Source organism: Rhodococcus sp. 2H158 (assembly GCF_053764755.1).
The window spans coordinates 1-13,984 of record NZ_JBSNCE010000042.1 but is presented as its reverse complement, the minus strand read 5'-3'; the positions used below and the strand labels follow the sequence as shown (position 1 = coordinate 13,984).

Sequence of the window (13,984 nt, the reverse complement as noted above, 5' to 3'; positions counted from 1 at the left end):
TTGTTCGACCGCTTCCTTGTAGGCGGTCAGGGCCTGTCCCCAGAACCGGTCGAGTTGCGAGCGCAGCGCGCTGAGGCCGGCCGGGTCGAGGTGATAGATGCGGCGCGTGCCGACGGCCCGGTCGCGGACCAGCCCGGCGTCCTTGAGCACCTTCAGGTGCTGCGAGACCGCCGGTCGGCTGATCGGCAGCTCGCGGGCGAGCTCACCGACCGCGCACGGGCCCTGGGCCAGGCGCTCGAGGATCGTGCGCCGCGTTCGATCGGCGAGCGCACCCCATTCGTCTCCAGCTTGGTAAGTGTCTACGAACGGTAAGTTTTCGCTTACGCAGCGTGGTTGTCAAGGGGGGTGTCTTGTGCTTTCGTGGAGTCCATCACCCGTATTGGGTACTATCTGCGTATGAATGCAGATAATGATTCATGTCGGCGGCGGTTGCCGAACGATCAGGTCGATCTCGTGGTCGAGGTCTTCCGTATGCTGGCCGATTCCACCCGAGTCCAGGTGTTGTGGGCGTTGGTGGATCGAGAGTTGTCGGTCAACGACCTTGCCGAGCATGTGGGGAAGCCCGCCCCGTCGGTGTCGCAGCATCTGGCGAAGCTGCGGATGGCGCGGCTGGTGCGCACTCGGAAGGAGGGCACCCAGGTGATTTACCGGTTGGAGAACGATCACGTCCGCCAACTGGTGACCGACGCGGTGTTCAATGCCGAGCATGCCGGGCCCGGCGTTCCCGGTCATCACCGCACCGGCGACGATCTGCGGATTCTGCATCCCGAGCGAGGTGTCGATCCCGCACCGGCACGCACGGAAGGTGGCCGAGCATGAGCCACGCGCCGAAACCGCCAACCCACACCCACGGTCACGGGCACGGGCATGGGCACGAACGCGGTGGCAGGTGGGGTGCCGCGGTGCGGGAGGTGTTCGCTCCGCACAGCCACGACGCGGCGGACAGTGTCGACGATGCCCTCGAGTCCAGCGAAATCGGTATCCGGGCGGTCAAGATCAGCCTGGTCGCGCTGGTTATCACCGCGGTCGCGCAGTTGGCTGTCGTCGCCGTCTCCGGGTCGGTCGCGCTGTTCGCGGACACGGTGCACAACTTCTCCGACGCGTTGACGGCGATTCCGCTGTGGATCGCGTTCGCGCTCGGCCGCCGGGCCGCCACCCGTCGCTACACCTACGGGTTCGGGCGGGCCGAGGATCTGGCCGGGATGTTCGTGGTCGCGATGATCACCCTGTCCGCGGTGGTCGCCGGGGTCGAGGCGGTGCGTCGGCTGATCGACCCCGTCCCGATCCAGCAACTCGGATGGGTCGCCCTGGCCGGGCTCGTCGGATTCGTCGGCAACGAACTCGTCGCGCTCTACCGCATTCGCGTCGGCCGCCGGATCGGCTCCGCCGCTCTCGTCGCCGACGGGCTGCATGCTCGCACCGACGGTTTCACCTCCCTGGCCGTGTTGCTCGGCGCCGGCGGCGTGGCCCTCGGGTTCCCGCTGGCCGACCCGATCGTCGGACTGGTCATCACCGTCGCGATCCTCGCGGTCCTGCGCACCGCGGTGCGGGATGTGTTCCGGCGGTTGATGGACGGGGTCGATCCCGACCTCGTCGATATCGCCGAAAGATCGTTGTCCGAAGAGCCCGGCGTGCGCAGCGTGCGCAGTGTCCGGATGCGGTGGATCGGGCACCGGTTGCATGCCGACGTCGAACTCGACATCGATGCCGACACGAGCCTGGCCGCCGCGCACCGGTTGGCGCACGAGGCCGAACACACCCTCACCCATGCGGTGCCGAAACTGACCACTGCGCTCGTCCACGCCTATCCGGCGCACAACCCCGTCGCCGCCGGCAAGTCCTCACCGCATCGGCGGTGACGGACCACCCAGGGAACAACCAGATGGGACTCGGTGGGAGACTGCTGGGCCGCCCGCATGGTCATGCCGATGACCAGGGCCGAGGCCTGATTCGGCGGGCCCGGTTGTATGAGTGGTTCTCCGCGGTGGGGTTCGGCGGCTTCCTTCAGCGAGTCCTCGACGGCCTGGCGACACTGTCCGGCGCGAACCTGGGCGATGAGGTGCTCGATGGTGTCCTCTTCGCGGTGGTTCGATCGGCTTGCGGCCGGCCGCGTGCATATTCGTCCTCCTCGGTTCGGCCGCCCGCGGCAACGATTTCCGGCTCGGATGTCACATTCGATTCGTGGCCGGTGTCTCCATGCCGAGAGCACGTAACCGAAGGAGGAATCATGACCAGCAGCACCAGGATCCCGAAGGCGGAGCTGACCGGCATCTACGGCGCGCTCGTCAAGCGGATGTCCCGAAGGATGCTCGGCGACGTGCCCGAGGCGGTGGGGGTGATGTGGCACAACCGGAAAGTGCTGAACTTCAGCTTCGGGGTCGGTCGCCGGATTCAGAAGTGGGACCGGTGTGACGAGAACCTGAAGTCGTTCGCCCACATGGCGGTGGCCAGCCTGGTCGGATGCAGCTTCTGTCTGGACCTCGGCTACTTCCATGCCCACAACAAGGGGCTGGACGTGGCGAAGGCGCGTGAGGTGCCGCGGTGGCGTGAGTCGGATGTCTTCACGCCGCTGGAGCGCGACGTCATGGAGTACGCCGAGGCGATGACGCAGACCCCGCCGACGGTCACCGACGAATTGTCGGCCCGGCTGCTGGAGGCGCTCGGCCCGGCCGCGATGGTGGAGCTGACCGCGTACATCGCGCTGACGAACTTCATGACCCGCTCCAACACTGCACTCGGCATCGAGTCGCAGGGGTTTTCCGCCGCCTGCAACCTCGCGCCGCTCGCCGTAGCGTCGAAGGCATGACGGACGACCCGTTCGTCGCCCACCGCAACCTGCTCTTCACCGTCGCCTACGAGATGGTCGGCTCTGCTGCCGACGCCGAGGACGTCGTCCAGGAGGCGTGGCTGCGGTGGGCCGACGTGGACCGGACGGAGGTGCGGGACGCACGGGCCTATCTGGTCCGGATCGTCACTCGGCTGGCGCTCAACCGGCTGCGGGCATTGGCGCGGCAACGCGAAAAGTACGTCGGGGAATGGCTGCCCGAGCCGCTGCTCACCAGTCCCGATGTGGCCGAGGACGCCGAGCTCGCCGAGAGCGTCTCGATCGCGATGCTCACCGTGCTGGAGACCCTCGGTCCGGTCGAGCGGGCAGTGTTCGTGCTGCGTGAGGTGTTCGATACGCCGTACGACGAGATCGCCGAGGTGGTGGGTAAGACCCCGGCCGCGGTCCGGCAGATCGCGCACCGTGCCCGCCGGCATGTCACGGTGCGGCGGCCGCGGATGCGGGTGGACCCGGCCGAGCAGCTGGCAGTCGTCGAGACGTTCATGACTGCCCTCTCGACGGGCGACATACAGGCTCTGATGGAGGTGCTCGCCCCGGACGTGGTGGCGATAGCCGACGGCGGCGGGGTGGTACCGGCTGCCCGGAAGCCGATCGCCGGAGCCGAGGAACTGGCGGCGTTGCTGATCCGCTTGGCCAAGGCCCCGGGCTTCGTGGCGGCCGGCACCTGGCTCAACGGAATGCCGGGCGCACGATTCGAGGTCGAGGGCGCTGCCGCTGCAGTGAGTCTGGTGGTCGAGGACGGTCGGATCACCCGCCTCTACGCGATCAACAACCCACACAAACTGGGGCGGCTGGAAACGTCGGCGGAACTGCGGCGGTGACCGTCGTCCGCAGACGGGCGGCCGGCAATCAATCGAACATATGTACGATGAGCGCAGGAGGTCGACCCGAAGGCGGTGACGGATGGGGTGGGGGAGTGGCCCGCCGACCTGGTCGGAGCTCGAACGCGTGTTGTCGGGCCGGCCCCGGCGCGACGTGGAGTTCCCCGGTGACGGCAGCGACAGTCCCGCCTGGTCGCGCACCCGGGGGGAGTACGAACCGCGCGTCCGGCCGCCCGAGGGGCCTACCGTGCCCTACGCCGAACTGCACGCCCACTCGGCGTTCAGCTTCCTCGACGGCGCTTCCGGCCCCGAGGAGTTCGTGGAGGAGGCGGTGCGTCTCGGCCTCGAAGCCGTTGCGCTCACCGATCACGACGGCCTCTACGGCGTCGTGCGCTTCGCCGAGGCCGCCCGCGAGCTGGGGATGCGTACCGTGTTCGGTGCCGAACTCTCCCTCGAGGCCGGATCGGCGGACGAGACGCACCTGCTGGTCCTTGCGCGGGGGCAGGAGGGGTATCGGCGGTTGTCCCGCGAGATTGCCGCCGCGCACCTGGCGGGCGGGGAGAAGGGCAGGCCCCGCTACGACTACGACGCGCTCACCGGTGCTGCCGGCGGGCACTGGCAGATTCTCACCGGCTGCCGCCGCGGACACGTCCGCCGGGCCCTCGACGTCGGGGGGCCCGAGGCGGCCGGGACGGCACTGCGCGACCTCGTCGAGCGCTTCGGCGCCGATCGTGTCACGGTCGAGCTCACCCACCACGGCCTCCCCGAGGACGACGAGCGCAACGCGCTGCTTGCGGAACTTGCCGACAATCAAGGCCTTTCATGTATCGCCAGCACGGCGGCCCACTACGCCACGCCGCACCGCCGGCGTCTGGCGACGGCACTGGCCGCCATCCACGACCGGCAGAGTCTCGACGAGGCCGCGGGGCGGCTCCTCCCGACCGGTGGCGCCCACCTGCGTTCCGGCGCCGAGATGGCACGACTGTTCGCCGCCCACCCCGGCGCCGTCCGTCGTGCCGCCGAACTCGCCCGCGACTGTGCCTTCGACCTGCGACTCATCGCCCCGAACCTGCCCCCGTTCGACGTACCCGAGGGGCACACCGAACTCAGCCGGCTGCGCGAACTCGCCCTGAGCGGGGCGCGGCACCGCTACGGCGCCCCCGAGGACAACCCGGCGGCCTACCGGCAGATCGAGCACGAGCTCGACGTCATCGGCCGGCTGAACTTCCCCGGCTACTTCCTCGTGGTGCACGACATCGTCACCTTCTGCAAGGACAACGACATCCTCTGCCAGGGGCGGGGTTCGGCCGCCAACTCCGCCGTCTGCTACGCCATCGGCATCACCAACGTCGACCCGGTCCGCAACGAGCTGCTCTTCGAACGGTTCCTCTCCCCGGAGCGCGACGGCCCCCCCGACATCGACATCGACATCGAATCCGACCGCCGCGAGGAAGCCATCCAGCACGTCTACGCCAAGTACGGGCGCATGCACGCCGCCCAGGTCGCCAACGTCGTCACCTACCGCGGCAAGTCCGCCGTCCGCGACATGGCGCGGGCCCTCGGCTATGCGCAGGGCCAGCAGGACGCCTGGAGCCGGCAGGTCACCCGGTGGCACGGCGTGGAACAGGAGACCGACACCGACATCCCCCCGCCCGTCCTCGAACTCGCCGCCCAGGTCGAGGGCCTGCCGCGCCATCTCGGCATCCACTCCGGCGGGATGGTGATCTGCGACCGTCCCGTCGCCGACGTGTGCCCCGTCGAATGGGCCCGCATGGCGGGCCGCACCGTGCTGCAGTGGGACAAGGACGACTGCGCGGCCGCGGGACTGGTCAAGTTCGACCTGCTCGGACTGGGCATGCTCTCCGCGCTGCACTACATGATCGACCTCGTCGCCGAGCACGAGGGGATCACGGTGGATCTCGCTCGTCTCGACCTCGCCGAGGAGGGGGTGTACGAGATGCTGCGCCGTGCCGACGCCGTCGGGGTGTTCCAGGTCGAGTCCCGCGCGCAGATGGCCACCCTCCCGCGCCTGAAGCCGCGCGTCTTCTACGACCTGGTGGTCGAGGTGGCGCTCATCCGGCCCGGTCCCATCCAGGGCGGGTCCGTGCACCCGTACATCCGGCGCCGCAACGGGCTCGAGCCCGTCACCTACGACCACCCCTGCCTCGAGAAGGCCCTGAAACGCACCCTCGGGGTCCCGCTGTTCCAGGAACAGCTGATGCAGATGGCTGTCGACGCCGCCGAGTTCACGGCCGCCGAGGCCGACCGGTTACGGCGCGCGATGGGGGCCAAGCGTTCCACCGCGAAGATGGAACGGCTGCGCGGCCGGCTCTACGACGGCATGCGCGAGCGGCACGGCATCACCGGCGACGTTGCCGACCGCATCTACGAGAAGCTCTACGCCTTCGCGAATTTCGGTTTCCCCGAAAGTCATTCGCAGAGTTTCGCCGCCCTGGTGTTCTATTCCGCATGGTTCAAGCTGCATCATCCGGCGGCGTTCTGTGCGGGCCTGCTGCGCGCGCAGCCGATGGGGTTCTACTCGCCGCAGTCCCTCGTCGCCGACGCCCGCCGTCACGGTGTCGTGGTCCACGGGCCCGACGTGAACGTGGGCCTCGCCCACGCCACCACCGAGAATCGGGGCCGGGAGGTGCGTCTCGGCCTCGGCGCGGTCCGCCACCTCGGTGACGCGCTCGCCGAACGGATCGTCGCCGAGCGCACGGCGCACGGCCCGTACACGTCGTTCCCGGACCTGTCCCGGCGCGTCGAGCTGAGCACCGCCCAGGCCGAGGCCCTCGCCACAGCCGGCGCCCTCGGGTGCTTCGGCATCACCCGCCGGGAGGCGCTGTGGTCGGCGAGCGCCGCAGCGGCGCAGCGGCCCGACCGGCTGCCCGGCGTCGGCGCTTCCACGCAGGCCCCCGCACTGCCCGGCATGAGCGATGTCGAACTGGCCGCCGCGGACGTGTGGGCGACGGGGGTCTCCCCGGACAGCTACCCCACCCAGTTCCTGCGGCCGCAGCTCGACGCGCTCGGCGTGGTGCCGGCGGCGCACTTGCTGCAGATACGGGACGGGGCCCGGGTGCTCGTGGGCGGCGCGGTCACGCACCGACAGCGACCCGCGACCGCCGAGGGCGTGACGTTCCTCAATCTCGAGGACGAGACCGGGATGGTGAACGTGGTGTGCTCCGTCGGCCTGTGGGCGCGGTACCGCACGCTCGCGCACACCGCACCGGCACTGCTCGTGCGCGGACGGGTGCAGAACGCGGAGGGAGCGGTGACGGTGGTGGCGGACCGGTTGCAGCGCATGGATCTGCGCATCATCGGAAAGTCCCGCGACTTCCGTTAGCATCCTGCGGCATGCGACGCCCCCTGGTGCTCCTGCTCGCCCTGCTCGCGTTGTTCCTGGCCGGATGCGCCGGAGGCGGCGAAGGGCCGGGTGACGGTGGGCCAGGTGACGGGGCGCCACCGCAGCCCTCCCCGTCCGACGGCACCCGCGAATCCGCACCCGCGGACGCGCAGGCAACCGCGCGCAAGGAGATCGTCACCGGGCACCTGGTTCTGCGCGCCGACGATCCGGTTGCGGCCGGACGACAGGTGGTGACGCTCGTCGAGGCCGCGGGCGGACGGGTGGATTCGGTCACCGAGCAGCCGGGCGCCGGCAGCATGCTGACCGTCCGGGTGCCGACGGACCGGCTCACCGGAACGATCGAGGACATCCGCGGTCTCGGCGAGGTGACCAGCCTGACGACCACCCGCGAGGACGTCACGCTCCAGTACACCGACCTCGAGGCGCGGATCGCGGCCCTGCAGTCGTCGGTGGACCGGCTGCGCGCACTGATGGCCTCGGCCGCGAGCACCGCCGACCTCATCGAGGCCGAGAACGCGCTGGCGCAGCGCCAGAGCGAACTCGACGGCCTCGTCGCCCAGCAGCGCTACCTCGCCGACCAGATCGAGCTGTCCACCCTGACCGTGGACATCTCGACGGAGCGCCGCGCGGACCGGGACAGCTTCTGGGACGGAGTCCTCGCCGGATGGGACGCATTGCGCTCGGCGCTGGCCGGGTCGGTGGTCGCTCTGGGGGTGGCGTTACCGTGGGTGGGGTTTCTCGCCGTGTGCGCGGCCGTCGTCTACGTGGTAGTCCGGCTCGTCGCACGGCGCGGCAAACCGGAACCAGCCCCGAACCCGGAGAGGAACGACCAGGATGCGTGAGGTCGGCCTGGCCGCACTGGACACCGCGCTTGCCGCCGGTGCCCCCGTCATCGACGTCCGTGAGCGCGACGAGTACCTGCAGGTGCGGGTGCCCGGCGTGACGCTCATCCCGCTCAGCGAGTTCGTCGCCCGCGCCGACGAGATCCCGGACGCCGACACCGTCTACGTGATCTGTGCGGTCGGTGGCCGCAGTTCGCAGGCCGCCAGCTATCTCGCCGGACGCGGCATCAACGCCGTGTCGGTGGCCGGCGGCACCGTGGCGTGGCAGCAGTCCGGCCGCGACATCGAAGCCGGGGTCTGACCGGGCCGTCGCCCGGAGGCGGTCACCCGGTCCCGCGCCGAGCGGCGGGGGAGGGGCCGCGCCGCAGGATCGAGCGGGCGCAGCGCACCACGGTCGGACGGTCGTAGGACACGACGTAGTCGAACTCACGGTCCCCTGCGGGATGCCGATGGTGGGTTCTCACCGCGGAGAGCACGCCCGCGAAGTGGGCCCCGAGGACCACGACGTTCCACTCCTCGGCCAGCGGGTCCGCCGGGTCGAGGGGCGTGTGGACGACGCCGGACTCCACACCGGTCCTCATCCCCACGGCGTAGGCGCCGGCGTGGGCGACGCCCCCGGCCATGTCCGACCAGCGGGATCGGGTGGGGGCGCAGAAGTGGTCGACGTGCCGGAACGTGCCGAGCACCAGGGTGTCCGGACCGGCGGTGGCGGCGTGAGCTTCCAGGGTGGCGGTCATCCGGGCCAGCAGATGCTCGGTGCTGCGCACCGGGACGCGGCCGGACGCCACGGTGGCGTAGGGGGTCGGCGTCTCCACGTCGGGTGTGCTCCACGTCGGACTCGGCGGGAAACACTCGGCGGGCTCGGCTCGCAGCGCGGGCGGATACAGCCGGCCGAGGCCGTGGGTGGCCCCGAGTTCGAGTGCCCGCCGCCGGTGCCGGGGTGAGTCGACCCCGTCGGCCACCAGGACGGCGCCCGTACGTTCGACGTGCGCGGCCACGGCATGGAGGGTGGGCGCGACGTCGCTGTCCGGCCGCCGGGTCAGCATCCCGGACGCGAGGATCACGATCTCCGGTTCGAGCAGCGCCAGCAGCGCCGAGGCCCGCGGATCGGCCCCCACCTCGTCGACCGCTACGAGACGCCCGGCGCGGCGGGATTCGGCGGCCGCGCGCACGGCGTGGCCGAGGGCGTCGCGCGCGCCGGAGTCCGGTCCGAGGTGGACGGGGACGAGTACGGAGACGTCGGCAGCCGGAACCGCGCGGTGGGACGGCCGGCGGCGGGGGGACGGGCGGGGGGCGCGCACCAGTGATGCCGCGAGCAGTCCGTCGTCGAGGCGCCGGATCGGTACTTCGACGGCGTCGAGCGTCTCCACCTCGTCGCCGTCAGATCGCGGCGGCGACGACCGCCACCGCACCTGCCACGATGGCCGTGAGGGCGACGGCCAGCAGCGCGGAGCCGGCCAACGCCACGGCGGCGAGCGCACCCACGACCGTGAAGACGCCGGCGAGGACCATGCCTGCGTGCGGGCCGTCGAGCAGCGCCGAGGGGCCCTTCGGGCGGTGGGGGATCCGTGGTGCCGTCATGTCTGTTCTCCGAGTCGTTCGCCCGACAGCCGGTCGGCGAGCGTGTCGCCGGGTGTACCGGATCGGTCCGAGTACCGAGCATCCCCGTCGCCGGTGTCGGGCCCGACGCAGGAAGATCACGGAAGCGTAACGACGTATAACGAATTGATACGAAATCCGATCTTCCTGCAACACAAGGGAAAACGAACCCGTCGACGGGAGGGTGGGATGTCTACAGTCATTCGTGTGACTGTGACGACGGGCTCGCCGACGCCCCCGGAGCGCGCGCGGGACGCGGGGACCGAGCGGTCCGGTCCGGTCGAGGACGACCGCCTCCGGCCCCTCCTGGCCCGGGTCGCCGGTAAGGACCGTGCCGCCTTCGCGGCGCTCTACGACCTCACCGTCGCGCAGGTGCACGGCATCGTCCTCCGAGTCGTGCGCGGCGACACGGACGCCGAGGACGTCACCCGCGAGGTGTTCGAGCAGGTATGGCACACGGCCGACCGCTATGCCCCGCAGGTCGGATCCCCCCTGGCCTGGCTGTCGGCGCTCGCGCACCGCAGCGCGGCCGACCGGATCCGCTCACGGACCGGCGGGCCGCACGCCGGGGTCCCGGCCGCGGCCGAGGCGGCGCCGCCCGGGTGCGGGCACGGTGAGCCGCTGTATCTCGCCTACTACGAGGGAATGACCTGCGGGCAGATCGCCGAGCGCCTCGATCTGCCCGTCGCGACGGTGCGGGCCCGCATCCGGGCCGGTGTGGCCCGGATGCGGGTCACCGCCACGGACGTGCCCTCCGGCTGACGGCCTATCGGGTCAGCGCCGGCAGTACCGCGCCGAGGACATGCGGCATCCAGGGCGCGAACACCTGCGGGGTCTGTTCCACTTCGCGTACGACCTCGGCGAGGGACTGGAACCGCACCTCGGCCACTTCGCTCGGAACGGGACGAGGAGCCGTGGTGACGCGTCCGACGACCACGTGGTCGAACTCGTGCTCCATCAGCGACGAGTCCGGATCGTGGGCGGAGTAGACGACCGAGGCCACCTCCTGCAGGTCCGACGGGCGCACGCCCAGTTCGTCCCAGCTGCGCCGGGCCGCGGCGTCGAGCACGCTCTCGCCCGGCAGCGGGTGCCCGCAGCAGCTGTTGGCCCACAGGCCGGCGAAGTGGTACTTGTCCAGGCTTCTGCGCTGCAGCAGCACGTTGTCGTCGGCATCGAGCAGGAACGCCGAGAATGCGCGATGCAGCGGGGCCGGGGGGCGGTGCGCCGCCACCTTCTCGGCCGTCCCGACTTCCCGACCGTCGCGGTCGACCAGCACGACTAGAGTCACGACGTCTCACCTCCCCGTTCCACGTTCCCACAGTTGCGGCGTTTCCCCACGACGAGGCTCCGCACGCGGCGTCGGTGGGCATTCGGAGCGGCCACCGGAGTGGATGGGTTCGCTGCCGGACCGGCTCAGACCGCGCCCGCGAAGCCGTGCTGGCGCCACGCCTCGTACGTGACCACCGCCGCCGCGTTCGACAGGTTCAGCGAGCGCCGGCCCGGCAGCATCGGAATCCGCACCGTGGCGGTGACGTGCGGGTCGGCGAGCACCTCGTCGGACAATCCGGTCGGTTCCGGCCCGAAGAGGAACACGTCACCGGGCCGGTACTCGAGCGCGGCGTACGACACGCTCGCGTGCGCGGTGAACGCGTACACCCGCTCCGGCCGCAGCGCGGCCCAGGCGGCCTCGAGGTCCTTGTGCACGGACACCGACGCCAGATCGTGGTAGTCCAGGCCCGCGCGCCGCAGCTTGGGTTCGGAGAGATCGAATCCGAGCGGCTCCACCAGATGCAGCTCGCATCCGGTCCCGGCGACCATGCGGATCGCATTGCCTGTGTTGGGCGGGATACACGGCTCGTGGAACATCACTCGGAACACCGATCCAGCTTGCCAGTCGGTGTCTCCGGGTCGTTCGCCGGCAGCCGCTTCCGGGTCGGACCGTCGCGCGCGTCCGTCCGATCGAGTCGCGGATGCGGCGTGCCCGGCCCGGGCGGGACCGGCTGTGGTGAGGCTGTCTCCGCCCCGGCTGGACGACCTGAGACAATGGCGGTCGTGACTGCGACGATCCTGGACGGCAAAGCGACCCGCGACGAGATTTTCGAGGACCTGAAGGCCCGCGTGGCCGCGCTGAAGGCGAAGGGCATCACCCCCGGCCTCGGCACCGTTCTGGTCGGCGACGACCCGGGATCCGCGGCGTACGTGCGCGGCAAGCACAACGACTGCGCCAAGGTCGGCATCACCTCCATCCGCCGCGACCTGCCCGCCGCCACGACGCAGGAGGAGCTCGAGGCGGTCATCGACGAGCTGAACGCCGACCCCGCCTGCACCGGCTACATCGTGCAGCTGCCGCTCCCGAAGCACCTCGACGAGAACGCTGCGCTCGAGCGGATCGACCCCGACAAGGACGCCGACGGGCTGCACCCGATCAACCTCGGGCGCCTCGTCCTCGGCAAGGAGGCGGCGCTGCCGTGCACCCCGCGCGGCATCGTGCACCTGCTGCGCCGCTACGAGGTCCCGATCGCGGGCGCCCACGTGGCCGTCGTGGGCCGCGGCGTCACCGTCGGCCGGCCGATTGGGCTGCTGCTCACCCGGCGCAGCGAGAACGCCACCGTGACCCTGTGCCACACCGGCACGAAGGATCTCGCCGCGGAGGTGCGGCGCGCGGACATCATCGTCGCCGCCGCCGGTGTGCCGGGACTGATCACCGCCGACATGGTCAAGCCGGGTGCGGCGGTCCTGGACGTGGGTGTGAGCCGGACGCCGGAGGGCCTGCGCGGCGACGTTGCCGACGACGTCCGCGAGGTCGCCGGGTTCCTCTCGCCCAATCCCGGCGGTGTCGGCCCCCTGACCCGTGCGTTCCTGCTGGCGAACGTGGTCGAGCGAGCCGAACAGCTCGCCGGCCGCTGACCGGTGGTGCAACTGGCCGGCGCGGAGCGCTGGGTGCGTCTGGCCCGGCGGAATCTGCCGCTGCTGGCGGTGACGGTCGTCATCGCCGCGGCGGTGATCCTCGTCGTGGCGGATCGGTGGCGCCGCGGTGCGTTCGTCTTCGGCAGCGCCACCCTGCTCGCCGGCCTGCTGCGCCTGTGGGTGCCCGAGGACCTGGTCGGCGTGCTCGCCGTGCGCAGCCGGACCTTCGACGTGTCCGCGCTCCTCGTCGTGGGCGGGCTCATCATCGCCCTGGCGGTCTCGATCGATCCTCTCGGCACCGGCTGAGCCGCCGGGCCTCGGCGGCCCGGCGGCACGCGGTTCTCAGCCCCGCGCGAGGGTGACGAGCTCGGTCAGGAGCTTGGCGACGGCGTCGGCCTCGGTGAGGAAGCCGTCGTGACCGTCCCGGGACTCGAGGACGCGCAGCCCGTCGCAGCCGGGCAGCCCGTCGGCGATCTCCTGCTGCAGCCGCAGCGGGTACAGGCGGTCGGAGTCCACGCCGGCGACGATCGTCGGTACCGGGGTGGATCCGAGCGCGGCGGCCACGCCGCCCCGGCCGTGCCCGACGTCGTGCCGGTTCATCGCCTGGGTGAGCGCCACGTAGGTACCGGGATCGAAGCGGGCGACGAGCTTGTCGGCCTGGTGCTCCAGGTAGCTCTGCACCGCGTATCGTCCACCGTTCCAGGGGTTTTCGCTCCCCTGGGGGGAGTTGGCGAAGCGGGTGTCGAGCTCGCCCTCGGTCCGGTACGTCAGGTGCGCGATCCGCCGTGCAATGCCCAGTCCGGCCCGCGGCACCCGTCCGGTTCCGTAGTAGTCCCCGCCTTGCCAGTCCGGGTCGGCGGTGATCGCGGCGATCTGCGTGGTCTGGGTGCCGATCTGGTCGGCGGTGGCGCGGGCGCCCACCGCCAGGACCAGGGCTGCCCGCACCCGTTCCGGATATCCGACGATCCACTCGAGCGTCCGCATGCCGCCCATGGACCCTCCGGTCACGGCGGCGAACCTGTCGATGCCGAGCGCGTCGGCGAGGGCGACCTCGGCGGCGACCTGGTCGCGCACCGTGATGCCGGGGAACCGGGAGCCCCACGCCTTGCCGTCCGGGGCGGGCGAACCGGGCCCGGTGGTGCCGCGGCAGCCGCCCAGCACGTTCGTCGCCACGACGCACCACCTGTCGGTGTCGATCGGCGCACCCGGACCGACCATCCCGGACCACCAGCCCGGCGACGGGTGTTCGGGCCCGGCGGGGCCGGTCACGTGCGAGTCCCCGGTGAGGGCGTGTTCGACGAGGACGACGTTGTCGCGCGTCGGCGACAGCCTGCCCCACCGTTGCACCGCCACCGTCACGTCGGGCAGGGTCGCGCCGCTCTCCAGCGTCAGCGGCCCGATGTCGACCGTGCTCAGACGGCCGTCCTCCGGCGGCAGCTCCACGTGGCGCCGGTCGACGCGCGCCGTCAAGATGCGACCGCCTCGAGGCCGGTGGTGATGTCGGCGAGGATGTCGTCGATGCCTTCGATGCCCACGGCGAGGCGGACCTGGCCGGGGGTGACGCCGGCGGCGAGTTGCTCGGTGGCGGTGAGCTGGGAGTGGGTGG

General features: G+C 71.2%; 16 protein-coding genes and 1 pseudogene. 10 read left to right on the top strand and 7 right to left on the bottom strand.

Annotation, left to right across the window (positions count from 1 at the left end; all coding sequences use genetic code 11):
• Window positions 1–3 precede the first annotated feature (3 nt).
• Window positions 4–303 (bottom strand): annotated as a pseudogene (locus tag ACWPOB_RS26895) (ArsR/SmtB family transcription factor); the annotation flags it as partial.
• A 93-nt stretch (window positions 304–396) separates the two neighbouring features.
• Between ACWPOB_RS26895 and ACWPOB_RS26890 the strand changes: the two are divergent.
• The 7 genes from ACWPOB_RS26890 (at window position 397) to ACWPOB_RS26860 (ending at window position 8,173) form a co-directional block, all read left to right on the top strand.
• Window positions 397–819, top strand: a complete 423-nt coding sequence (locus tag ACWPOB_RS26890; RefSeq protein WP_072635646.1) for an ArsR/SmtB family transcription factor — start codon at window positions 397–399, stop codon at window positions 817–819.
• A complete protein-coding gene (locus tag ACWPOB_RS26885) occupies window positions 816–1,859 on the top strand; it encodes a cation diffusion facilitator family transporter (RefSeq protein WP_455402689.1) in 1,044 nt (347 codons plus the stop codon). The genes ACWPOB_RS26890 and ACWPOB_RS26885 overlap by 4 nt, the downstream gene beginning before the upstream one ends.
• Before the next feature lie 368 nt (window positions 1,860–2,227).
• The gene (locus ACWPOB_RS26880) at window positions 2,228–2,806 is read left to right on the top strand and encodes a carboxymuconolactone decarboxylase family protein (protein ID WP_029544755.1); all 579 of its coding nucleotides are present in this window, start codon (window positions 2,228–2,230) and stop codon (window positions 2,804–2,806) included.
• Window positions 2,803–3,666 carry an RNA polymerase sigma-70 factor gene (locus tag ACWPOB_RS26875; protein WP_455402688.1) on the top strand — a complete coding sequence of 288 codons (864 nt, stop codon included), beginning with the start codon at window positions 2,803–2,805 and terminating at the stop codon, window positions 3,664–3,666. Before ACWPOB_RS26880 ends, ACWPOB_RS26875 begins: the two co-directional genes overlap by 4 nt.
• A gap of 82 nt (window positions 3,667–3,748) precedes the next feature.
• A complete protein-coding gene (locus ACWPOB_RS26870) occupies window positions 3,749–7,009 on the top strand; it encodes an error-prone DNA polymerase (protein WP_455402687.1) in 3,261 nt (1,086 codons plus the stop codon).
• Window positions 7,010–7,020: 11 nt separating this feature from the next.
• Window positions 7,021–7,872: a DUF4349 domain-containing protein gene (locus tag ACWPOB_RS26865; protein ID WP_455402686.1), complete on the top strand. Its 852-nt coding sequence runs from the start codon at window positions 7,021–7,023 to the stop codon at window positions 7,870–7,872.
• Window positions 7,865–8,173: a rhodanese-like domain-containing protein gene (locus ACWPOB_RS26860; RefSeq protein ID WP_006945846.1), complete on the top strand. Its 309-nt coding sequence runs from the start codon at window positions 7,865–7,867 to the stop codon at window positions 8,171–8,173. The genes ACWPOB_RS26865 and ACWPOB_RS26860 overlap by 8 nt, the downstream gene beginning before the upstream one ends.
• 22 nt (window positions 8,174–8,195) lie before the next feature.
• On the opposite strand, the gene ACWPOB_RS26855 is transcribed toward ACWPOB_RS26860, so the two are convergent.
• Both ACWPOB_RS26855 and ACWPOB_RS26850 read right to left on the bottom strand, forming a co-directional pair.
• Window positions 8,196–9,242, bottom strand: a complete 1,047-nt coding sequence (locus tag ACWPOB_RS26855; protein WP_455402685.1) for a DICT sensory domain-containing protein — start codon at window positions 9,240–9,242, stop codon at window positions 8,196–8,198.
• A 10-nt stretch (window positions 9,243–9,252) separates the two neighbouring features.
• Window positions 9,253–9,453 (bottom strand): hypothetical protein, encoded by a 201-nt coding sequence (locus ACWPOB_RS26850; protein ID WP_455402684.1) that lies wholly within the window; start codon window positions 9,451–9,453, stop codon window positions 9,253–9,255.
• A 225-nt stretch (window positions 9,454–9,678) separates the two neighbouring features.
• Here ACWPOB_RS26850 and ACWPOB_RS26845 point away from each other — a divergent pair, with 225 nt between their 5' ends.
• Entirely contained in the window at window positions 9,679–10,233 is a 555-nt protein-coding gene (locus tag ACWPOB_RS26845) for a sigma factor (RefSeq protein ID WP_455402683.1), read from the top strand.
• A gap of 4 nt (window positions 10,234–10,237) precedes the next feature.
• Here ACWPOB_RS26845 and idi read toward each other — a convergent pair whose 3' ends face one another.
• Window positions 10,238–10,759, bottom strand: coding sequence for an isopentenyl-diphosphate Delta-isomerase (idi, locus tag ACWPOB_RS26840; protein WP_044476485.1), 522 nt, complete (start codon window positions 10,757–10,759; stop codon window positions 10,238–10,240).
• A gap of 125 nt (window positions 10,760–10,884) precedes the next feature.
• Entirely contained in the window at window positions 10,885–11,349 is a 465-nt protein-coding gene (locus ACWPOB_RS26835) for a tRNA (cytidine(34)-2'-O)-methyltransferase (RefSeq protein WP_043802582.1), read from the bottom strand.
• 174 nt (window positions 11,350–11,523) lie between these two features.
• Between ACWPOB_RS26835 and ACWPOB_RS26830 the strand changes: the two genes are divergently transcribed.
• Window positions 11,524–12,378, top strand: coding sequence for a bifunctional methylenetetrahydrofolate dehydrogenase/methenyltetrahydrofolate cyclohydrolase (locus ACWPOB_RS26830; RefSeq protein WP_455402682.1), 855 nt, complete (start codon window positions 11,524–11,526; stop codon window positions 12,376–12,378).
• A gap of 3 nt (window positions 12,379–12,381) precedes the next feature.
• Entirely contained in the window at window positions 12,382–12,684 is a 303-nt protein-coding gene (locus ACWPOB_RS26825) for a DUF3017 domain-containing protein (RefSeq protein ID WP_029544738.1), read from the top strand.
• A gap of 36 nt (window positions 12,685–12,720) precedes the next feature.
• Here ACWPOB_RS26825 and metX read toward each other — a convergent pair whose 3' ends face one another.
• The gene (gene metX, locus ACWPOB_RS26820) at window positions 12,721–13,848 is read right to left on the bottom strand and encodes a homoserine O-acetyltransferase MetX (RefSeq protein WP_455402681.1); all 1,128 of its coding nucleotides are present in this window, start codon (window positions 13,846–13,848) and stop codon (window positions 12,721–12,723) included.
• Window positions 13,845–13,984, bottom strand: a 140-nt coding sequence (locus tag ACWPOB_RS26815; protein WP_202916636.1) for a PLP-dependent transferase, incomplete at its 5' end; no start/stop codon positions are given. The genes metX and ACWPOB_RS26815, both read right to left, overlap by 4 nt.